The sequence below is a fragment of the Lentzea aerocolonigenes genome, from assembly GCF_000974445.1.
Lineage (GTDB): Bacteria > Actinomycetota > Actinomycetes > Mycobacteriales > Pseudonocardiaceae > Lentzea > Lentzea aerocolonigenes.
In genome coordinates this window covers 115142-136617 of record NZ_BBOJ01000011.1, presented here as the reverse complement: position 1 = coordinate 136617, position 21476 = coordinate 115142, and the positions used below count along the sequence as shown (strand labels likewise).

Sequence of the window (21476 nt, the reverse complement as noted above, 5' to 3'; positions counted from 1 at the left end):
ACAGCGAACTCCGATGCATCAAGATCCCAAGTGGACACTCATGACCAGGCGTCAGCGATCGAACACAACCCGTTGCCGCGTAACGGTTTTGTCCGCACTGCGATGTCATCGGCACCGGACCGGAAGGGGGCCGCAATGTCGCAGCGCCCTTGGCTGAGGACAGCCCTGCTCGCGTTGGTTCTGCTCGCGCCGTCGATCGTGGTGGTGTCACCCGCTGTCCAGGCGGCCACGCTGCCACCGAACTTCCAGGACCGGGTGGTGTTCAGCGGGCTGAGCAACCCGATCGACGTCGAGTTCGCCGCCGACGGACGCGTGTTCGTGGCCCAGAAGAACGGTGTGATCAGGGTTTTCGACGACCTGGCCGACACCACGCCGACGACGTTCGCCGACCTCTCCGCGAGCGTGCACGACTTCTGGGACCGCGGGATGCTCGGCCTCGCGCTGCACCCCGCCTTCCCGGCGAACCCGTCCGTGTACGTGCTGTACGCCCACGACCCGAGCGGGCGGTGGGGCGACGGCTGCCCGACCCCGCCTGGACCCACGACCGACGGGTGCCTGGTGTACGGGAGGCTGTCCCGGCTGACCGCGAACGGCAACACCACGACCGGCGCGGAGCAGGTGCTCCTCCAGGACTGGTGCCAGCAGTACCCCAGCCACTCCGTCGGCACGCTGCTGTTCGGCCGCGACGGCGCCCTGTACGTCAGCGGCGGTGACGGCGCGAGCTTCAACAACGTCGACTACGGCCAGTACGGCGCCAACTATCCCGGCAACCAGGCCAACCCGTGTGGCGATCCGCCGGGTGGCGTCGGGACCGCGCTCACGCCGCCGGACGCGCAGGGCGGCGCCTTGCGCAGCCAGAGCATGCGCCGGCCCAGCGGCCCCGCGACACTGGGCGGGGCGGTGCTGCGCCTCGATCCCACCACCGGTGCGGGCCTGCCGGACAACCCGTTCGCGTCCTCGGCCGACCCCAACGCGCGCCGCGTGATCGGCTACGGCCTGCGCAACCCGTTCCGGATGACCCAGCGGCCGGGCACCGACGAGCTGTGGATCGGCGACGTCGGCTGGAACGCCTGGGAGGAGATCAACCGGCTCACGACCGGCCGCAACTTCGGCTGGCCGTGCTACGAGGGTTCGGCGCCGCAGAGCGGTTACCAGAGCGCCGGCCTCACCTCGTGCTCGCAGCTGTACAACACGCCCGGCTCGGTGGCGGCGCCGTACTACGCCTACAGCCACAGCGCGTGCGTCGTGACCTACACCGGTTGCCGCACCGGCAGCTCGTCGATCACCGGCATGACGTTCTACCGAGGCGGTTCCTACCCGGCCGAGTACAACGGCGCGCTGTTCTTCGGCGACCACAGCCGCAACGAGATCTGGGCGATGATGCAGGGCAGCAACGGGCTTCCCGACCCCGCGCAACGCAGGTGCTTCGTGTGCGCGGACTCCTCGGGCGCGGCCGCGGGCCACCCGGTCGACCTGAAGATCGGGCCGAACGGCGACCTGTTCTACGTCGACATGGACAACGGCGCGATCCACCGGATCACCTACACCGCGGCGAACCAGGCACCGACCGCCCGCATCAGCGCCAGCCCGACGAGCGGTAACGCACCGCTGACGGTGAACTACAGCGGCACGGCGTCGACCGACCCCGAAGGCTCCGCGCTGACCTACAGCTGGGACCTCAACGGCGACGGGCTGTTCGGCGATGCCACGACACCGACGGCGAGCTACACGTTCACGTCGTCCGGCAACTACGTCACGTCGTTGCGCGTCACGGACCCACAAGGCGCCACCAACACGGCCACGGTCACGATCACCGTGGGCAACACCCCGCCCACCCCGGTGATCGACACACCGTCGAACGCACTGCGCTGGAAGGTCGGTGACACGATCGGCTTCTCCGGCCACGCGACCGACGTGCAGGACGGCACGGTTCCCGCGTCCGGACTCAGCTGGTCGTTGGTGCTCAACCACTGCTACAGCGCGAGCGACTGCCACGAGCACGTCGTCCAGACGCTCTCCGGTGTCGCGAGTGGACAGTTCGCGGCTCCTGACCACCAGTACCCGTCGTACCTGCAACTGCGTTTGACCGCAACGGACTCCGGCGGGCTGTCCACCACGACGAGTGTGCGGCTCGATCCTCAGACGGTCGTGCTCACGTTCAAGACCAACCCCGGTGGGCTCAAGCTGTCCGGGTTCGGGTTCAACGAGGGCGCGACGACCACGCCGTTCACCGCCACCGTGATCGTCGGATCGAGCAACTCCGTCAGTGCGCCCATGTCCCAGGTCGTCAACCGCTCCACGTACTTCTTCTCCTCGTGGTCGGACGGCGGCGCGAAGGACCACACGTTGATCGCGCCCGCGGTCAACACCACCTACACCGCCTACTACCGGAAGCGCTGACCGTCAGCGGACGCCACTCGCCGGGTCGACAGCAGGCCGACCGCGGCGGCCGGGAAGAGCAGCACCGACAGCAGTCCGGCGCAGGTGAGCGCGGCGGCCGTGACGGGCGACATCAGGCCGACGGCCACGCCGATCTGGGTGGCGGTGACGATGAACGGCAGCGAGGTCGCCTGCAGCAGTGCCACCGCGTACACGTCGCGGCGCGGCAGTGCGCGCGCGTGCAGGAACGCGGGCAGTCCGCGAGCGAGCAGCAGCGCGACGAGGAACAACGGGACCCGCGCGAGCGCCCCGGCGTCCGCGAACAGGCCGCCCAGGTCCAGCCGCAGACCGCTGGTCACGAAGAAGACCGGGATGAGGAAGCCGTAGCCGATGGCCTCCAGCTTGATCCGGAACCGCGGGTGCGAGGTCGTGTCCCGGTCGACCACGCCGACCACGACACCGGCGAGGAACGCGCCGAGGATGCTCTCCAGCCCCAACCCCTCGGCGAGCGCGACGAACGCCACGAGCAGCAACACCGCCGCACGCACGCGGATCTCCGCGGTGGTGTCCTGCAACCGCGACAGCACGTCGCCCAGCCGCCGCGACCGGCCGGCGAAGGCGATCACCACGCCGGTGAGCACGACGAGTCCCGCGAACAGGCCGAGCAGCCCGAACCGTCCGCCGAGACCACCACCGGACATGGAGAACGCCAGCGACAGCAGGATGATCGCCGCGAAGTCCGCCACGGACGCACCGGCGACGGCGACCTGTCCCGCGTCGCTGTCGACCCGGCCGGCGTCCTTGAGGACGGGGACGACCAGGCCGAGCGAGGTCGCCGACAGGGTGACCGCCAGCAGCAGCGGGCTCTGCACCCAACCGGCCGCGTGGAAGGCGAACCCGGCGGCGAGCCCTGCCGCGAGCGTGACGGCGTAGCCGAGCAGCGCCTGCCCGCTCAGCCGCCGCACGTCGATCTCCAGACCGGCGAGGAACAGCAGGAACGCGAGACCGAGCAACGCGACGATCTGCACCGGGAGGTCGATCTCCACCCAGCCGAGCCCCGACGGCCCGACGACGACTCCCGCGACGATCTCCAGGACGACGGCCGGCACGCGCAGTGCGGGTGCGAGGCCGAGCAGCAACGGTGCCGTCAACGCGATGGCGGCGACGATCAGCAGGTTGACGAACTCCACATCCGGCATGGGAGTTCAGTGCCCGCGAGCAGGCCGGACGTTACGCCCTGGGGAAGTTCCGGAACGCGTCGAGCAGCCGGTCGCGCGTGTCGCCGGACAACGTCTCCGGCGGCAACTCACCCAGTTCGGAGATGGTGGTGCGGAACTGGTCGAGGTAGCGCTCGCAGCCGGGGCACTCGGCGAGGTGGGCGACGAAGTCACGTTCGGTGTCCTCGTCCAGCGCGCCCTCCAGGAACGCCGTGACGAGCTCGACGAACTCCTCGCACGTCATGCTGCTCCCCCGAGGTACTTCTCGACGTGTGCGCGGACCGCCGCGCGGCCCCGGTGCAGCAGCACCCGCTGGTTGGCTGCCGAGATCTCCAGCATCGCACACACCTCCTCGGACGAGTGACCGTCGACATCGCGCAACGTCACCACCACGCGTTGTCGTTCCGGCAGCTGGTCGAGTGCCCGCGCGACCACGTGGCGAAACTCGTCGCCGAGCACCCACGGCTCGGGAACCTCCCGCCAGTGCCCCGGATAGTCGTCACCGGGCCCGCGGAACCGGTCGGGGTCGACGGTCGGCCCGCCGTCCGGCTCCAGGCTGGTCCACGGCACCGTCCGCTTCTCCTTGACGCCGCGCTTCTTCGCCGTGTTGACCAGGATCCGGTACACCCACGTGCGCAACGACGACGCGCCCTGGAACCCGGCGACACCGCGGATCACGGCCAGCCAGGTGTCCTGGACGACCTCCTCCGCCGAGGCGTCGGTGGACACGAACGACCGGGCCAGCCTCAGCATCGACGCCGACCAGCTGTCGAGCAGCCGCGCGAACGTCGCCTCGTCACCGGACCGGAGTCCGGCGACGAGCACGTCGTCCGCGGGCAGCATCCACGGGAATCTACCGGTACTCGGGGTTGTCGAAGTCGTAGCGACATCCCGCGTCCCACCCGGAGCGCTGGTTGCCGTGCGCCGGGATCCCGCCCGCGTCCTTGAGCATGCGGGCCAGGTGCAGCAGGTTCCACGTCATGAACGTGGTGTTGCGGTTGGTGAAGTCGTTCTCCGGACCACCCGATCCGGGGTCCAGGTAGGACGGTCCGGGCCCGGCCTCGCCGATCCAGCCGGCGTCGGCCTGCGGCGGGATCGTGTAGCCCAGGTGCTGCAGGCTGTAGAGGATGTTCATCGCGCAGTGCTTGACGCCGTCCTCGTTGCCGGTGATCAGGCAGCCGCCGACACGGCCGTAGTAGGCGTACTGCCCGGCGTCGTTGAGCAGGTGCGAGCACGCGTAGAGCCGCTCGATCACCTGCTTGGTCACGGAGCTGTTGTCGCCCAGCCAGATCGGGCCCGCGATGACCAGGATGTCCGCGGCCATCACCCGTTCGTAGATCTCCGGCCAGGCGTCGGTCGCCCAGCCGTGCTCTCTCATGTCGGGCCACACCCCGATGGCGATGTCGTGGTCGATCGCCCTCAGGACCTCGACCTGGACGCCCTGCTTCTCCATGATCGCCCGGCTGAGGTCCACCAGGCCCTCGGTGTTGCTGCGGTCCGGCGACCGCTTGAGCGTGCAGTTGATGAACAACGCCTTGAGGTCGCTGTAGTCGGTCATGCGTAACGCTCCTTCAACGCGGTCAGGCCCGGCAGGAAGATGCCGTCGCGGACCTGGGAGATCACCTGGGGTTCGTCGGTCGCGTCGCAGTCGAAGTCGGCCGTCCACTCGACCAGCGACATGGTGTCGGACGCGGGCGTCACCCGCAGGCCGGAGACGTAGCCGCGCACGGGCAGTCCTGCGGTGTCCTCGAACGCGTACCGGGTGCTGCGTTCGGCGTCGTCCAGTGCGACGAGCCGTTCGCGGTGCCCGCCCGCCGCGGGGAACACGCGGACGGCACCCACCCGGTCGGCGGGATCACCGCCTTCGATCTTCGCCTCCGGCAGGAACGGGTGCCAGGAGCCGATCGCGGAGAAGTCCCTCAGCAGCTCCCACACCTCCTGTGCGGGGGCGTCGAGCACAGCGCTGGTCACGATCCTGGGCATGCGGAAACTCCTTCTACAGCAGTTCGGCGTCTTGTTCGACGCACAACAGGGCGGGTCCGTCGGTGGTGAAGAGCTCGGTCATGGCCTCGTCGAGCTGGTCGCGCCGGTCGACGCGGATGCCGGTCGCGCCGCAGATCCGGGCGTACGCGGCCCAGTCCGGGTTGTGCAGCGACGTGTGCCAGACCGGGTAGTCCTCGGCGCGCTGCTCCTTGCTGATCTTGCCGAGGGCGTTGTTGTTCAGCAGCACGTGCTTGATCGGGATGCCGTACTTGACCGCGGTGGTCAGTTCGGTCGCGTACTGACCGAACCCGCCGTCGCCCGTCACGGCGACGATCGGACGGCCCGGCGCGGCGGCCCACGCGCCGATCGCGGCCGGGTAGCCGAAGCCGATCGACCCGAGGTAGCCCGACATGAGCACCGGCTGGCCCTTGGACTCCAGGTAGCGGCCGAGCGAGTAGGCGTGGTTGCCGACGTCCACCGTGACGACGGCGTCCGCGCTCAGGTGCTGTGACAGCGCCGCGAACACCGCCGCCGCGGACACGCCACGACCGCGGTCGTCCGCGGCACGACGGGACTTCTCGTGCCGCCAGATGTCCCACCGCGCGGCGACGTCCGGTCGCTGGTCGGTGGACTTCACCTCGTCCAGCTCGTGCACCAGGGCGGCGAGCGTGAGGGCCGCGTCGCCGAGCACGTCGCAGGTGACGGCGTCGAACCGGCCGATCGCCGCGTGGTCGTCGTCGATCTGCACGATCGGCTTGTAGGGCGCGATTCCCGTGTGGTTGGCGAAGGAGGCGCCGACCACCACCAGCAGGTCGGACTCGTTCATCAGCCAGCTCGCGACGGGTGTGCCGCTGCGGCCGAGCACGCCACCGGCCAGCGGGTGCGAGTCCGCGACGAGGCCCTTGGCCTTGAACGTGGTCAGCACCGGCGCGTTGAGGCGTTCCGCGAGCATCCGGACCTCGGTGCGGGCCGCCCACGCGCCGTGCCCGGCGATCAGCACGGGTCGTCGAGCGTCCCGGACGAGCGCCGCCGCCCTGGTCAACGCCGCGTCGTCGGGCCGGGTGCGGCGATCGGACAGCCTGCCGTCCGGCATCGCGGCCTTCGCCTCGGACGGCAGCACCTGCACCTCGTCCGGCAGCACGAGGTGCGCGACACCGCGTCCGTCGATCGCGTGCTTCACCGTCAGCGCGGCGAGCTCCGCGTGGTCACTTCCACTGTGGACGGTGGTCGTGGACACCGAAACGTCCTTGAACACCGCGGAGAGGTCGACGTCCTGGAACGCGCCGCGGCCGAGCACCTTCGACGGCACCTGCCCGGAGATGGCGACGACGGGTGCCTGGTCGAGCTTGGCGTCGTACAGCCCCGTCAGCAGGTTGGTCGATCCCGGTCCGGCGATGGCGAAGCACGCCGCGGGCCGGCCGGTGAGCTTGCCGTACGCGCTGGCGGCGAACGCGGCGGCACCCTCGTGCCGGATCCCGACGTAGGTCAGCTCACCGCGTTCTTCCGCGCGCCGCAACGCCTCGGCGAACCCGAGGTTCGAGTGGCCGACCATGCCGAACACGTGCGTCACCCCGTGCGCCACCAGCGTCTCGACCATGACGTCCGCGACGCTGCGAGGCCGTTGCGCCAGATCCGGCAGCTCGACGTAGACGCCGTCGTCGCGTTCCTCGACCTCGAACGCCGGTACACCGTCGGAGAAACCCGAGGGTGGTTTGCCCGTCAGCGGGTGGTAGTCGTAGCCGTGCCACGGGCAGCGCAGCCAGCCCTTCTCGATCGCGCCCTCCCCCAGCGGACCGCCCTGGTGCGGGCACCGGTTCTCCAGCGCCCCCAGCCCGGCCCCGCACCGCGACAACGCCACGGTGCGCCCGTCCACGACGACACTGCGCACCCGCCCGTCCTGCGGGACGTCGGCGGGATCCACCCGATGCCACGACATGTAACGCCTCCTCGGTGAGCCGACACTGAGCACTCAGTGCCCGCACCCGTGACCGGCGTTACACGAGGAGACGAGATGACTTTCGAGACCACCCGCCGCGCCCTGCACGGCGTCGCGGAACTGCTCCTGGCGGGCCCGCAGTTCGACCGCAGCGGCACGATCCGGCTGCGGATCACGCCAGGCGGCTTCGGCACGGTCGCCGAACCTGACCTGTGGGTGGAAGGCGACCAGCTCGTCACCAACGGGGTGCGGCTACCGCTCAAAGGCACGTGTGAGGACCTGGCGGCGGCCGCGGGACTGCGCGTCCGCACGCTGAACGACGTGTACCACGACGGCTCCGGCGTCACCCCCGGCGAGGAGCTCGACGTCGATCCGCAGGCAGCCCGGCTGATCGCCGACGCGTTCGCCGCCGGCGACCGGGCGCTGCGCGAGTTCGCGCCGGACCAGACCCCGGTCCTCTGGCCGGAGCACTTCGACCTCGGCATCGCCGTCGACGAGGTCAACTACGGCATCTCGCCCGGCGACCGGCACATCACCGAGCCCTACGCGTACGTCGGGCCGTGGCGGCAGCGGACCGGATCCTTCTGGAACACCACGTTCGGCGCCGCCCGCCCGCTGGCGCAACTCGACTCGATCGCCGGGTTCTTCGCCGACGGGCGTGCGGCGGCCGCGAAGGACTGACCCGGCTACGGGGTCCGTCCCATGCCGAGGATCGCGACCTCCGGGTGGTTGATGAGCGCGGCAGCCGGCTTCGCTCACAGAGCCCTTGTCGCGGAACGGCTTCCCCGCGTCACCTAACGCGCGGGCCGCCGGTCCACGATCCGCTTCATCTTGCCCACGGACCGCTCGATTCCTCCCGGCGCGACGACATCCACCGCCACCGTGACACCGATGGAGTTCTTGACGAGCCTCTTGAGCTCAGCCCCCGCCTCCCCGGCCACAACACCCTCGCGGTGCTCGACCACCACCGTCAGGTCGTCGAGGTTGCCCGTGCGGCTGAGCACGCACTGGAAGTGCGGCGACAGCGCGGGAATCCGGAGGATCAGCTCCTCGATCTGGGTCGGGAAGAGGTTCACGCCGCGCAGGATGATCATGTCGTCGGTGCGGCCGGTGATCTTCTCGATCCGGCGCATCGACCGCGCGGTGCCCGGCAGCAGCCTGGTCAGGTCGCGGGTGCGGTAGCGGATGACCGGCATCGCCTGCTTGGTCAGCGAGGTGAAGACGAGCTCGCCCTCCTCGCCGTCGGGCAGCACCTCGCCGGTCACCGGGTCGATGATCTCCGGGTAGAAGTGGTCCTCCCAGACGTGCAGGCCGTCCTTGGTCTCCACGCACTCGCTCGCGACGCCCGGCCCGATCACCTCGGACAGGCCGTAGATGTCCACGGCGTGCATGTCCAGGCGTTGCTCCATCTCGCGGCGCATGTCGTTCGTCCACGGCTCGGCGCCGAAGATGCCGACCTTCAACGAAGTGCTGCGCGGGTCGACGCCCTGGCGCTCCATCTCGTCGATGATCGAGAGCATGTACGACGGCGTGACCATGATGATGTCCGGCTCGAAGTCGCGGATCAGCTGGACCTGGCGCTCGGTCATGCCGCCGGACACCGGAACGACCGTGCAGCCCAGTCGTTCCGCGCCCGCGTGGGCACCCAGTCCGCCAGTGAACAGGCCGTAGCCGTAAGCGTTGTGCAGAACGTGTCCGGCGCGACCGCCGGCGGCGCGGATGCTGCGCGCCACCACCGCCGCCCACATGTCCAGGTCGTCGCGCGTGTAGCCGACGACGGTCGGGCGTCCGGTGGTGCCGGAGGACGCGTGGATGCGCACGACCTCGTTGCGCGGCACCGCGAACATGCCGAACGGGTAGTTGTCGCGCAGGTCCGCCTTGCCGGTGAAGGGCAGCTTCGCCAGATCTGCCAACGTCTTCACGTCGTCGGGGTGCACGCCCGCCGCGTCGAAGGACGCCCGGTAGTGCGGCACGTTCTCGTAGGCGTGCCGGACCGACCACCGCAGCCGGTCGAGCTGCACCGCCCGCAGCTCGTCCACCGACGCCGTCTCGATCGGCTCCAGATCGCCCGGCCGCGGACTCAGGTCCAGCATCTTTCCACTCCCTCGTCGGTGCGGCCGCAGATCAGGTCACGCCGGCACGCACGGCCCGTGCGACCGCCTGCGGTCACACGACCATGTCGTCCACGAAGCACCAGCGCCAGGTCTCCCCCGGCTCGAACGACCGCATGACCGGGTGTCCCTCGTCGGCGAAGTGCTTCGAGGCGTGCTTGGCGGGCGACGAGTCGCAACAGGCGACCTTGCCGCAGCCGAGGCACAGCCGCAGGTGCACCCACCTGCCGCCCACGGCCAGACAGTCCTCACACCCCTCCGGCGTGGACGGTGCGGGCTCAGGACCCAGCTCGGCGACGTGTTCGCAAGTAGTGGCCACGGCACGAAGGTACCTCCAAAGACCGCATCGGCGAGTTCTGGTGTTTGACTGAGCACATGACGACAGCCGACCGCGTCGCGCGGCCCTCGATCCTCACGGTGGACGACGACCCGGCCGTGTCGCGGGCGGTGGCGCGCGACCTGCGCCGGATGTACGGCGAGCACTACCGCGTCGTGCGGGCCGAGTCCGGGCCGCAGGCGCTCGAGGCGCTGCACGAGATCAAACTGCGCGGCGAGGAGGTCGCGGCGTTGCTCGCCGACTACCGGATGCCGCAGATGAACGGCATCGAGTTCCTCGAACAGGCCATGGACGTGTTCCCCCAGGCACGCCGTGTGCTGCTCACCGCGTACGCCGACACCGACGCCGCGATCCAGGCGATCAACGTCGTGGACCTCGACCACTACCTGCTCAAGCCGTGGGACCCGCCGGAGCAGAACCTCTACCCGGTGCTCGACGAGCAGCTGCGCGCGTGGGCCGTGAGCGACCGGCAGCCGCCGCAGCGGGTGCGGGTGGTCGGGCACCGCTGGTCGCCGCGTTCCTACGAGGTGCGCGACTTCCTGGCCCGCAACAACGTTCCGTTCCGCTGGCACGCGCTCGACGAACCGGAAGCACGCTGCCTGCTGACCGCGGCGCACCAGGACGGGACGACCCTGCCGGTCGTGGTCACCGCGCAGGGCAAGGCCCTGGTCGACCCGTCCGACGCGGAGCTCGCCGCCGAGGTGGGCCTGAGCACGCAGCCGTCGGCCGAGTTCTACGACCTGATCGTCGTGGGCGGCGGGCCCGCCGGGCTCGGTGCCGCGGTGTACGGAGGGTCGGAGGGACTGCGGACCGTCCTGGTCGAGCGGATCGCGACCGGTGGCCAGGCCGGCACCAGCAGCCGCATCGAGAACTACCTGGGCTTCCCCGACGGGGTGTCCGGCGGGCAGCTGACCGAACGAGCCCGCAGGCAGGCGGTCAAGTTCGGCGTCGAGCTGCTCACCACGCGCGACGTCGTGGCCCTCGAACGCCGGGGAGCCGCTCGCGTCGTCCGGTTCGGCGACGGCACCGAACTCGCCGCCCACACCGTCATCCTCGCCACCGGCGTGTCGTACCGGTTGCTCGACGCGCCCGGCCTCGGCGAGCTGACCGGGCGGGGCGTGTACTACGGCGCCTCGACGACCGAAGGCCCGAACTGCGCCGGCCAGGACGTCTACCTGGTCGGCGGCGCGAACTCCGCGGGCCAGGCCGCCGTCTACTTCTCCGGGCACGCGCGCAAGGTGGTGATCCTGGTGCGGGGTGACGGGCTGGAGCAGTCGATGTCGCAGTACCTGATCGACCAGCTCTCGGCGATCCCGAACGTGGAGGTGCGCCCGCACACCGAGGTCTGCGGCGGCACCGGCGAGGACCACCTCGAGACGCTGACGTTGCGGCACAACAAGACGGGCGAGACGACGACCGTCCAGGCGAGCTGGCTGTTCGCGTTCATCGGCGCCGCCCCGCGCACGGACTGGCTGGACGGCACGCTGGAGAGGGACGAGCGCGGCTTCCTCCTCGCCGGACCCGACCTCGGCGGCTCACCGCCCGGCTGGGACCTCCAGCGGGCGCCGTACCACCTGGAGACCAACGTGCCCGGCGTGTTCGTCGCGGGCGACGTCCGAGCGGACTCGGTGAAGCGGGTCGCGTCCGCGGTCGGTGAGGGCGCCATGGCGGTCACCCTGGTCCACCGCTACCTGGAGAGGTCGTGATGGAGAGGTTCACCGCAGCCGGCCTGCGCGAGCTGTTCCTGTTCGAGAAGCTCGACGACGAACAGCTGGCCTGGCTGGCCGAACACGGCCACGTCGAGACGCGTGAGGCGGGCACGCCCGTGCTCACCGAAGGCGAACCCGCGACGTGCTTCTTCGTGCTGCTCGAAGGAACTGTCGCCCTGTGCCGCAACATCGGCGGCCAGCGGATCGAGGTGAGCCGCAGCAGCCTGCGCGGCTCGTACTTCGGCGCCACCCAGGCCTACCTGGAGCTCGACCAGCCGACCTACCAGATGACCGTCGAGTCGATCACCGCCACGTCGATGCTGCAGTTCGACGCCGACGAGTTCGGGCCGACGGTCCGCGCGTGGTTCCCGATGGCGATGCACCTGCTGGAGGGCCTGTTCTGGGGCATGCGCAACACCCAGGCGACGGTGGGCCAGCACGAGCGGCTCACCGCGCTCGGCGCACTGTCCGCGGGCCTCACCCACGAGCTCAACAACCCGGCCGCGGCCGCCGTGCGCGCGACCGCGGCACTGCGCGAGCGGGTCGCGGGAATGCGGCACAAACTCGCCCTGCTCGCCCAGGGCGCGATCGACCCGTCCGTGCTGCCGACCCTGGTCAAGCTCCAGGAGAAGGCGGTCGAGCGGGTCGCCAAGGCACCGAAACTCAGCCCGCTGGAAACCAGCGACGCCGAGGACGAGGTCACCGACTGGCTGGACGAGCACGGCATCACCGGCGGCTGGGACGTCGCACCCGTCCTGGTCGCGGCGGGGCTCGACGTCGAGTGGCTGGAAAGCGCGCTCACGCCGTGCCCAGCGGCTGTCACCGCACCCGCCGTGCACTGGCTGCGGTACACGGTCGAGACCGAGATGCTGATGAACGAGATCGAGGACGCCACCACCCGCGTGTCCACTCTGGTCGGTGCCGCCAAGCAGTACTCGCAGATGGACCGCGCACCGTTCCAGGTGGTCGACGTGCACGAGCTGCTCGACTCCACGCTGGTGATGTTCGGCGGGAAGCTCGCGGACGTCCAGGTCGTCAAGGACTACGACCGGACGCTTCCCCGCATCTCCGCGTACGCCGGCGAGCTCAACCAGGTGTGGACGAACGTGATCGACAACGCCCTGGGCGCGATGAGCGGCTCAGGAACGCTGACCGTGCGGACCTTCAGGCAGGACAGGCACCTCGTCGTGGAGATCGGCGACACCGGCCCCGGCATCCCGGCGGAGGTGAAGAACCGGATCTTCGAACCGTTCTTCACCACGAAACCGGTCGGCCAGGGCACCGGGCTGGGGCTGGAGATCTCGTGGCGGATCGTGGTCAACAAGCACCACGGCGACATCCGAGTGGAGTCGGTTCCCGACGACACGCGGTTCCAGGTGCTGCTGCCCTTGGAAGCCGCCGGACAGTGACTCGCGGCGCGGGCAGGACCGGTTTTCCCGGACCGTGAGCCTCAACGCCGGGCGTCCGGTCACCGCACGGGTGGCGGCACTCGGCGCGCTCCATGTGGCCACTGGTCGTTGTGCGGGCGGCGGCACTCGGCGCGCCCCATGTGGCCACTGGTCGTCGTGCGGGCCGCGGCAACTCGGCGCGCCCCGTGCGGCAACTGGTCACCGCACGGGCGGCGGCACTCGGCGCGCGCTTCATGCGGCCGCTGGTCACCGCACGGGCCCCCGGCACTTGGCGCGCCCCATGTGGCCACTGGTCGTCGTACCGGCCGCGGCACTCGGCGTGCTTCATGTGTCAGCTGGCCGTCGTCGTGGCTGGTTCGGCTTTGAGCGGTAGTCCGCGGTCGAAGGTCCGCAACGTTGTTGTTTGAGTTTAGTCTTCACTGAAGCAATAGTGGCGAGCGCACACCCGTCAGCACTCACCCGCCCCGGACGGACACCCGCCCGTCGAAGCCGAGCGGCACCGGAACCGGCCCTATCGCCATCGTCGGCACGGCCGCCCCCGGCAGGTCGATCCGGTAGGTGGTGCACAGCAGGCGGCACAGCAGAACCAGTTGGCACAGGCCGAGTCCGGCGCCCACGCAGGCGGTCGGTGCCCAACCGAACGGCACGTAGTGCTGGCCTCCCGCGGGGCCGTGGGGCGCGCTGGGCAGCCAGCGGTCGGGGTCGAACTCCTCCGGGTCCCGCCAGTACCGAGCGTCCTGGTGCACCATCGCGGGGCTGAGCACGAAGTGCTGGCCGACCTCGAGGTCGTGGCCAGCCACCCGCAGCGGGGTGCGCACGCTGCGGGTCAGCATCGTCGGGGACGTCCAGCGGCGCAGCACCTCCTTCACGAACCGGTGCGTGACCGGCGCGGACCGGGTGCCGGAGCGGTACAGCTCAGCCGTGGTGGTCGCGGCGAACTCGGCGGCCAGGCGGTTCGCCCAGTCGGGGCGGGTGACCAGCTCGTACATCACGCAGGCTGCGGCCGCGCCTGGTGGGCCGGCGATGGCGGTGAGCACGGCGGTGACGGCGTCGACGGCGCGGTCCATGCCGAGGTCGCCGAGCAGGTCGGCGATCGGCTGTGTCAGGTCCTGCGCGGCGCGGGTCCGGCGGCGCAGTGCGCGGCGGACCACCAGGCCCGCCTTGACCTGGATCGACAAGGGCCGCCACGACCGCCACCACGGCGGGTCCTCCTCGGCCTCGCCCATCAGCCTGGCGAGTTTCGCGATCGCGTCCTCGGTGATCTTCGCGCTGTCCTGCGGGGAGAGACCGTCGAGCACGATCGGGAGCAGGGAACGGAAGCTGACTTCGTGCGCGAGCCACGGCAGGTTCAGCAACGGGCCTGTCCGCGCGCGCAGCAACGAGTCCATCCGCGCATCGAGCGCCGCCAGGCCTTCTTCCCCTGACAGGGTGCGCAGTTGTGCCATCCAGGCCGACCGCACGCGCTTCCAGGAGACCGGGGTGCTCGGCCGGCGCAGCAGCAGGTCGAGCAGGCGGTCGGGCAGGGTGAGGTCGGCGTAGTTGTCGGTGTTGGCCTGGGCGGCGGCATCGGCGTCGAACACCATGAGCTGCCGTTCGGTCTGCCAGAAGACCCCGCCCGCGGCCGCACTCGGCCCGCGCAGGTCGCGCAGCACATCCGTGTCCATCGCTGCTCCGGTCGCCGTGGGCGCGGGGAGCGGTCCCGGTGCGGTCGCGCTCCCCGCCGTCGGTCAGATGTGGTGGTACAGGTACCAGCGGTACTGGCGGTCGGACTTGCGGATGTTCAGCGCGGACAGAGCGGCGCGGAAGATCTTCGACACTGGAATCACCTCCCCTCAGGCGGAAACCGGTTCCAGCAGCAGGTGGAACCGCGGGGGCGCCAGCGCCGCCGAGACCTGGGGCCGCGACGTTGGTGCGGTGACGCCGAGCCGGTAGGCCGAGGTGATCAGCCCGACGAGCGTTTCCGCGACCTGGGTCGCGACACCGGCGCCGGTGCACGCGTGCGGTCCCCAGCCGAACGGGATGAACGCCTCCTGCCCGGCACCGGTGGCCCACCGGCCGGGGCGGAACTCGTCCGGCTCGCTCCAGTGCGCGGGATCGCGGTGCACGAGGTAGCTGCAGACGACGACCTCGTCGGTCGGTTTCGCGGTGACCGCGGCGAGCCGGTGCTCCCGGCTGGGGGTCCGGCCGAACTGCCACGCCACGGGCCACAGCCGCAGGGCCTCGCGCACGACCCACGAGGGGTGCGCGGGCTCCGTCGTGCCCACGAGGTAGATCGACCAGCCGAGCAGGAAGCCGATCGAGCCGGCGACCGCGAAGAGGCAGGAGAGGAACACCTCGGCGAGGTCGGCTTCCGGCGTGCCCTCGGCCGCCGCGTGGGCGACGACGTCCAGCAGGTCGGCGGGCTCGGCCGCGGGACGGGCGCGCCGGGCAGCGAGCTCCGCGCACAGGACCCTCGTCACTCGGGCGCGAAACCGGTGGCGGGCGAGCCAGGACCAGCGGTCACGCGCTCCGGCCAGCACCGCCCGTTCCACGACCTGGTCCACGGTCTCGCGCAGGGCCGCCGAGGGTGCGTCACCGATCAACGCCGGGCGGAAGAGCTCGTACACCAGACGGTTTCCCGCGTCCGGCCACTCGCTGCGGGGTGCGAGCTCCGCGACGAGCGCCGGGAGCTCGTCCTCGTGGTCCACGGCGTACCGCCGCAGCAGCACCCGTGCGGCCCGGCCGATTTCGACCTGGGCCGACCTCGGCGCGAACATTCCCGTCCTGATCCGGAAGAAATCGGAATGCTCCCGGAAATTTCCTTCGCTGTTCGCGAGCACCTCTTTCGCGAGCACCGGATCGGAAACGTAGATCTCGCCCCGACTCTTGGTGAAAACCGAGCCTCGGTCGCGACGGAGTTCACGGAGTTCGGTGAGAGGATCGAAATCCGGACCGAGTGCCACGGGCGCTCCCCTCACGAGAATCCAGCAGGGAACAGTGAGGTCAGCTAACCGTTGCCGCGCAAAGGCGTCAACACTTCATCGCGGCAGCAGCCGGATGGCCGCGCACCACTCGCCTGCGTTCGGTCGCCGATCTCGACCGAATGGCGCCATACACGAATTTGCAGGGGTCATAAAACTGCCGGTGGGTGGAACTCCCCCAAACCGGACACGGTGTCGCGGTCGAGCCAGTAACGGCGCGGCTCCGAGAGGTAGACGTCGACGCTGACGGCACGAATTCCCGGAATTCCCGCCAGTTCCGAGTCGACGAACGCGGCCAGCGCGGCGCGATCGGCCACGAGACCCGTGCACAGGACCGAGATGTCGCTCGCGACGTGGACGCTGACCCGGGTCTGGGGCAGTCCGTCGAGGCTGCGCATGACGGCGGGCGTCTCCCCGGGAGCCACCCGCAGGCGCAGCAGGAACGGAGTGTGGAACCCGAGCCACTCCGACACGGACTCCAGTCGTGGGCGCACCCACTTCTCGTCGAGGACGCGGCGGACCAGGCGGTGTGCCGTCGAGGTGGACAGGCCGGCGACGCGACCGATGCTCGCCGCGGAAGCCCTGGCGTCACGCATCAGCAGTGCCACCACGGCACGTTCGGCGTCGGTGAGGGGTTTGCCGGTCGCGGTCGCCGTTCCCTCCGTCCGGTCCCCGGTCAGGCTGAGCAGCTCGGCCCGTTCGGCGTCGGTGAGGAAGCCGGGGTCCCAGGTGGCGCCGCGCCGCAGGGTGGTCAGGGCCGGCAGGGCGTTGACCCGGCGCACGCCCCGGAGAGAGAACAGGCGGTCGATCGCCTCGCTGGTGGCGGCTTCCGACGGGGCGTGCACCACCGCGTAGACCGGGTAGTCGCCGGAGATCTGCGCCAGGAGCTGCACGTGCGGCACGGCGCGCAGCCGGCCGAGGACGGCGAGCGGGGTGGCACCCGTGACGTCGAGGAACAGGTGTACCGGCATCGCGGTGGAGTGCACGCCCCAGTCGGCCTGACCGATCACCCGGATCATCCGCGCGTCGTGCAGCCGGTTGAACCGGCGTTTGAGGGTGCTCGCGTCCGCGGACAGCACTTCACCGATGTCGTCCCAGGTGGCGCGCGGCGCCAGGTGCAGCGCGCCGACGAGGCGGCGGTCGAACTCGTCGAGCTTCGGAGGAGCCAAAATCCCACCTCGTGTGCCAGTAATTCCCACTGAATCGGTTATAAACTAGCGAATCCACCATCAGGTGGCCATCGTGTGCCGAAACATCCCCAGCGTCCGACGAGGTACCGATGACCACCACCGCCGCCGAACCGCAGTCGAGAGTTCTGCGCGCCGCGTTCCGCTGCGTCGCCGCCATCGAGAAGGCCGGCAACAAACTGCCCAACCCGTTCTGGCTCTTCTGGCTGTTCGCGGGCGGTGTGGCCGTGCTGAGCGCGGTGCTCGCGGCGATGCACGTCCGCGCGGTGAACCCGGCGACGAACAAGGTCGTCGAGGTGGCCAGCCTGCTCAGCAGGGACGGGCTCACGCTGGTCGTCGCGGACGCTGTCGAGAGCTTCGCGAGTTTCCCGCCGCTGGCCACGATCCTCACGGTGATGCTGGGGATCGGCGTCGCCGAGCGGAGCGGGCTGCTCTCGACGATGCTGCGGCGCATGGTCGCGCGGGTGCCGGCCAAGTACCTGACCTTCGCGCTGTCGCTCACGGCCATGGTCAGCCACGTCGTCGGCGACGCCGCGTACATCACGCTGATCCCGTTGGGGGCACTCATCTTCCGCGCGGCGGGCCGCAGCCCGGTGCTCGGTTGCATCGTCGCCTACGTCTCGATCTCCGCGGGCTACGACGCGTCGCCGTCGCTGACCAAGACCGACGTGCTGCTGTCGTCGATCTCCACCGCCGCGGCCCGCACGATCGACAAGGACTACGTCGTCACGCCGGTCTCCAACTACTTCTTCGGCCTCGCGTCGTCGTTCCTCATCGCGACCGTGATCACGGTCGTCGTGGAGACGGTCCTCGCCCGACGCGCGGACCTGGAGGCGGACCAGCCGAGCACCGACCTCGACGCCACCGAACGCGACGCGATGACCGTGACGCCGCGGCAACGCCGCGCCCTGCGGGTGACCGGCCTGGTCGCGCTGGGCTTCATCGCGCTCCTGGTGGTCTCGCTGGTCCCCGCGTCCTCACCGTTGCGCGGCGAGGGCGGCGGCATCGTCAACTCACCGGTGATCGCCGGGATCGCGGTGGTCCTGGGCGTGTTCTTCGCCGTGGTCGGCGCCGTGTACGGCCGCCTGACCGGAACGCTGCCTGCCGCACGTGACGTCGTCGCCGCCATGGCCGACGGAGTCCGCTCGATGGCGCCGATCCTCGTGCTCTTCTTCGCGATCTCGCAGTTCCTGGCCTACTTCAAGTGGACCAACATCGGCGAGGTCCTCGCGATCACCGGTGCCGAGGCGCTGCGGGACCTGAGGTTGCAGGGCTGGGTCGTGCTCGTCGGCATCGCGGTGCTGATCACCGTGATGAACCTGGTCATCACCAGCGGATCCGCGCTGTGGTCGCTGGCCGCGCCGGTGCTCGTGCCGATGCTCATGCTGGTCGGCATCGACCCCGAGACGACCCAGGCCGTCTACCGCGTCGCCGACTCCGTCACCAACTGCGTCACCCCGATGAGCCCGTACTTCGTGATGGCGCTCGGTTTCGTCCAGCAGTACCGCAAGTCGGCGGGCATCGGCACGCTCGCGTCGTTCACCATCCCCATCGCCGCCGTGGTCTGGATCGTCTGGGTCGCGTTCTTCGTGACCTGGTACCTGCTGGGCATCCCGTTCGGAGTCAGCGCCGCATGACACACGACATCACGGCAGACGTCGTCGCCGACATCCTCTCCCTCGTGGACCACGAGACCTCGAGCCTCGACCTGGCGGGCCTCGCCGCGGGGCTGGACCACCTGCTGGACCTCGCCACGGCCCGGCTCGGACCGCCCGACGTCCAGCAACGCCACCCCGGCCACGAGCACGGCGACACCGCCACGTTGACCTACACGGGCACCGATCCCGGACGCGTCGCGTTGATCGGCCACTACGACACCGTGTGGCCGACCGGCACGCTCGCCGACTGGGCGCCACCTGTGGCCGGTAGCAGGCCGAAGCTCGGCGGACCGGGCATCTTCGACATGAAAACCGGTCTGGCACAAGGCATCTGGGCGCTGAAACTGGCCAGGGACGCCGGCGGACCGGTGCCGACGGTGACGTTCGTCTTCAACGGCGACGAAGAAATCGGCTCTCCTTCGTCACGGCCGATCGTCGAACGCGCCGCCTCCGAAGCCGACGCGACTCTGGTGCTGGAGCCCACCGCCGACGGCGCGGTCAAGACGGCCCGCAAGGGCACCGGAACCTTCACCGTGACCGCCACCGGCATCGAGTCGCACGCCGGACTGGCCCCCGAAGCAGGAGCCAGCGCCGTCCACTCCCTCGCCGAGTTCGTCACCGCCGCGTCGGCGATCGCCGCGCCCGCCGCGGGCACCACCGTCAACGTCGGCCTGATCAACGGCGGCACCGGCGCCAACGTGGTCGCCGGCCGTGCCACCGCGACCATCGACGTCCGCGTGCGCACCCACGAGGAGAAGGACCGAGTGGACGCCGAACTGAAGGCGATCAGGATCAGCGACCCCCGCGTGCGCATGGAGATCACGCGCGGGTGGAACCGGCCACCGATGGTCCTGAACCCCGCGTCGGCGCAGCTGCTGGACCTGGCCCGAGCCGTCGCGCACGAGCAGGGCCACGGCCTGCGCGACGCCGCGGTGGGTGGCGCGAGCGACGCGAACTTCGTCGCCGCGCTCGGCCTGCCGGTGCTGTGCGGGCTGGGCGCCGTCGGCGGCGGCGCCCACGCGCGGGACGAGTTCATCTATCCCGACACCGTCGCACCGCAGACCGCACTCCTCGCCGGGATGCTGACGCGGCTGGCGACCGGGGAGCCGCGCTTGTTCAGCTGAGCTCCGGCACCCGGTCGGCCCACGGCAGCGCTTCCTCGAGCTGGGCCGCGAGCTTGATCAGCAGCGACTCCCCCGCGAGCGGCGCGACGAACTGCACGCCGAGGGGCAGTCCGTCCGCGGTCCAGTGCAGCGGCAGCGAGATCGCGGGCCGGCCGGTGATGTTCGCGAGCTGCGTGTACGGCACCCAGCCGAGGTTCTCGGAGATCATGTCGTCGACGAGCTTGGTGTGCTTGAGGAACCTCGCCGTGCGGGTCTTCAGCAACGCGTCCGTCGCACGCTGCAACGACACCGGCAGCTCGAACGCGCCGACCTTCGGCGGTGGCGTCGCCAGGGTCGGGGTCAGCAACAGGTCGTACGACTCGAAGAACACGCTGAGGCGGCGGGTGTGCTCGTGCCGCCGCTGCACCGCGTCCACGTAGTCGACGCTGCTCGTGGCCCGGCCCAGCGCGGCCATGAGCAACGTGTCGCGTTCGAACGCGCTGTCCGGCGCACCGGTCAGCCTCTTCGCGTCCGCGACCTTCCACGCGAGGTTGACGAACCACGTGAGGAGGAAGTCCTTGGCCAGCGCGGCGTCGTCGAACGGCGCCTGCGGCAGTTCCTCGACGTGGTGACCGAGATCGGTGAGCACGCGGACGGCCGCCTCCACCGCCGCGAACGCTTCCGGGTGCGGGTTCGGGTTGATCGCCGACGGCACCCGGACGCCGATGCGCAGCTTCCCCGGTTCCAGGCCGACGCACGACGCGAACGACGACGACGGCATCGCAGGCGAATACGGTCCGGACGCCTCACCGCCGCAGATCACGTCGAGCATCGCCGCGGTGTCGCGCACCGTGCGCGAGACGACGCCCTGCACCGCCGCGCCGTGCATCATCTCGGCGGTCTCCGGCCCGAACGGCGTGAGCCCGCGCCCCGGCTTGAGCCCGACGAGGCCGCAGCACGCCGCCGGGATCCTGGTCGAGCCACCACCGTCGTTCGCTCCGGCGCACGACACGATCCCGGCCGCCACCGCGGCCGCCGAACCGCCGGAGGAACCGCCGGGAGTCCGTTCCAGGTCCCACGGGTTCCGCGCCGGGCCCCACACGACCGACTCGCTGATCGCCTTGGCGCCGAACTCCGGCAGGTTGGTCTTGCCGAAGATCACCAGACCGGCGTCGAGCCAGCGCTGGACCACCGTCGAGTGCTCCGCGACCCGGTGCGCCTTCAGCGAGCGCGATCCGTTCGACGTCGGCAGGCCCGCGTAGTCCTGGCCGAGGTCCTTGATCAGGAACGGCACGCCGGCGAACGGACCGGTGAGATCGTCCGACGGCTCGGCGGGGACGTCCCTGACGATCGCGTTCAGCTTCGGGTTCACCGCCGCGGCGCGTTCGGTTGCCACAGCGAGCAGTTCGGCCGCGGACACGTGCTTGTCCGCGACGAGCCGGGCCAGCCCGGTCGCGTCGTACTTCCGGTACTCGTCGAAGTCCACG

At 70.4% G+C, this 21476-nt stretch carries 20 protein-coding genes; 7 read left to right on the top strand and 13 right to left on the bottom strand.

Annotated features, from left to right (window positions below):
* Nucleotides 1-135: 135 nt before the first annotated feature.
* Nucleotides 136-2400 carry a PQQ-dependent sugar dehydrogenase gene (locus AOM45_RS21925; RefSeq protein WP_081901824.1) on the top strand — a complete coding sequence of 755 codons (2265 nt, stop codon included), beginning with the start codon at nt 136-138 and terminating at the stop codon, nt 2398-2400.
* On the opposite strand, the gene AOM45_RS21920 is transcribed toward AOM45_RS21925, so the two are convergent.
* Genes AOM45_RS21920 through AOM45_RS21895 form a run of 6 tightly spaced genes read right to left on the bottom strand, consistent with a single transcriptional unit; the run spans nt 2385 to nt 7515 of the window.
* A complete protein-coding gene (locus AOM45_RS21920) occupies nt 2385-3578 on the bottom strand; it encodes a cation:proton antiporter (protein WP_030465271.1) in 1194 nt (397 codons plus the stop codon). The genes AOM45_RS21925 and AOM45_RS21920 overlap by 16 nt on opposite strands.
* A gap of 31 nt (nt 3579-3609) precedes the next feature.
* A complete protein-coding gene (locus AOM45_RS21915; protein ID WP_030465270.1) occupies nt 3610-3840 on the bottom strand; it encodes an anti-sigma factor family protein in 231 nt (76 codons plus the stop codon).
* On the bottom strand, nt 3837-4439 hold the full coding sequence (locus AOM45_RS21910; RefSeq protein WP_030465269.1) for an RNA polymerase sigma factor: 603 nt from the start codon (nt 4437-4439) through the stop codon (nt 3837-3839). Before AOM45_RS21910 ends, AOM45_RS21915 begins: the two co-directional genes overlap by 4 nt.
* A gap of 10 nt (nt 4440-4449) precedes the next feature.
* Nucleotides 4450-5154, bottom strand: a complete 705-nt coding sequence (locus AOM45_RS21905; protein WP_030465268.1) for a flavodoxin family protein — start codon at nt 5152-5154, stop codon at nt 4450-4452.
* Nucleotides 5151-5579: an SRPBCC family protein gene (locus tag AOM45_RS21900; protein WP_030465267.1), complete on the bottom strand. Its 429-nt coding sequence runs from the start codon at nt 5577-5579 to the stop codon at nt 5151-5153. The genes AOM45_RS21905 and AOM45_RS21900 overlap by 4 nt, the downstream gene beginning before the upstream one ends.
* 13 nt (nt 5580-5592) lie before the next feature.
* Complete coding sequence (locus AOM45_RS21895) at nt 5593-7515, bottom strand: thiamine pyrophosphate-binding protein (protein WP_030465266.1); 1923 nt, start codon at nt 7513-7515, stop codon at nt 5593-5595.
* Between the two features lie 75 nt (nt 7516-7590).
* Between AOM45_RS21895 and AOM45_RS21890 the strand changes: the two genes are divergently transcribed.
* Nucleotides 7591-8196 carry a hypothetical protein gene (locus AOM45_RS21890; protein WP_030465265.1) on the top strand — a complete coding sequence of 202 codons (606 nt, stop codon included), beginning with the start codon at nt 7591-7593 and terminating at the stop codon, nt 8194-8196.
* Between the two features lie 113 nt (nt 8197-8309).
* Here the strand turns inward: AOM45_RS21890 and paaK are convergent, their stop codons facing one another.
* Nucleotides 8310-9608, bottom strand: a complete 1299-nt coding sequence (gene paaK / locus AOM45_RS21885) for a phenylacetate--CoA ligase PaaK (protein WP_030465264.1) — start codon at nt 9606-9608, stop codon at nt 8310-8312.
* Between the two features lie 73 nt (nt 9609-9681).
* Complete coding sequence (locus AOM45_RS21880; RefSeq protein WP_236703794.1) at nt 9682-9945, bottom strand: UBP-type zinc finger domain-containing protein; 264 nt, start codon at nt 9943-9945, stop codon at nt 9682-9684.
* Nucleotides 9946-10001: 56 nt separating this feature from the next.
* On the opposite strand from AOM45_RS21880, the gene AOM45_RS21875 reads away from it, so the two are divergent.
* The 3 genes from AOM45_RS21875 (at nt 10002) to AOM45_RS51025 (ending at nt 13488) form a co-directional block, all read left to right on the top strand.
* A complete protein-coding gene (locus AOM45_RS21875; protein WP_030465262.1) occupies nt 10002-11669 on the top strand; it encodes an NAD(P)/FAD-dependent oxidoreductase in 1668 nt (555 codons plus the stop codon).
* Complete coding sequence (locus AOM45_RS21870) at nt 11669-13081, top strand: ATP-binding protein (protein WP_030465261.1); 1413 nt, start codon at nt 11669-11671, stop codon at nt 13079-13081. Before AOM45_RS21875 ends, AOM45_RS21870 begins: the two co-directional genes overlap by 1 nt.
* A gap of 92 nt (nt 13082-13173) precedes the next feature.
* Nucleotides 13174-13488, top strand: coding sequence for a hypothetical protein (locus AOM45_RS51025; RefSeq protein WP_156093565.1), 315 nt, complete (start codon nt 13174-13176; stop codon nt 13486-13488).
* Between the two features lie 48 nt (nt 13489-13536).
* On the opposite strand, the gene AOM45_RS21865 is transcribed toward AOM45_RS51025, so the two are convergent.
* The 4 genes from AOM45_RS21865 to AOM45_RS21855 all read right to left on the bottom strand — a co-directional run bounded on the left by AOM45_RS21865 (nt 13537) and on the right by AOM45_RS21855 (nt 17210).
* Nucleotides 13537-14745 carry a cytochrome P450 gene (locus AOM45_RS21865; protein ID WP_030465260.1) on the bottom strand — a complete coding sequence of 403 codons (1209 nt, stop codon included), beginning with the start codon at nt 14743-14745 and terminating at the stop codon, nt 13537-13539.
* A 63-nt stretch (nt 14746-14808) separates the two neighbouring features.
* Complete coding sequence (locus tag AOM45_RS54105) at nt 14809-14898, bottom strand: hyalucidin A family RiPP precursor (RefSeq protein WP_459178533.1); 90 nt, start codon at nt 14896-14898, stop codon at nt 14809-14811.
* Nucleotides 14899-14913: 15 nt separating this feature from the next.
* Nucleotides 14914-15837, bottom strand: coding sequence for a cytochrome P450 (locus AOM45_RS21860; RefSeq protein ID WP_236703793.1), 924 nt, complete (start codon nt 15835-15837; stop codon nt 14914-14916).
* Nucleotides 15838-16190: 353 nt separating this feature from the next.
* Complete coding sequence (locus tag AOM45_RS21855; protein ID WP_030465258.1) at nt 16191-17210, bottom strand: Lrp/AsnC family transcriptional regulator; 1020 nt, start codon at nt 17208-17210, stop codon at nt 16191-16193.
* Nucleotides 17211-17320: 110 nt separating this feature from the next.
* Between AOM45_RS21855 and AOM45_RS21850 the strand changes: the two genes are divergently transcribed.
* Both AOM45_RS21850 and AOM45_RS21845 read left to right on the top strand, forming a co-directional pair.
* Nucleotides 17321-18865 (top strand): AbgT family transporter, encoded by a 1545-nt coding sequence (locus AOM45_RS21850; RefSeq protein ID WP_030465257.1) that lies wholly within the window; start codon nt 17321-17323, stop codon nt 18863-18865.
* A complete protein-coding gene (locus AOM45_RS21845) occupies nt 18862-20010 on the top strand; it encodes a M20 family metallopeptidase (protein ID WP_030465256.1) in 1149 nt (382 codons plus the stop codon). The genes AOM45_RS21850 and AOM45_RS21845 overlap by 4 nt, the downstream gene beginning before the upstream one ends.
* Here the strand turns inward: AOM45_RS21845 and AOM45_RS21840 are convergent.
* Nucleotides 20003-21475: an amidase gene (locus AOM45_RS21840; RefSeq protein ID WP_030465255.1), complete on the bottom strand. Its 1473-nt coding sequence runs from the start codon at nt 21473-21475 to the stop codon at nt 20003-20005. The two genes, AOM45_RS21845 and AOM45_RS21840, sit on opposite strands and share 8 nt — an antisense overlap.
* Between the last annotated feature and the right edge of the window lies 1 nt (nt 21476).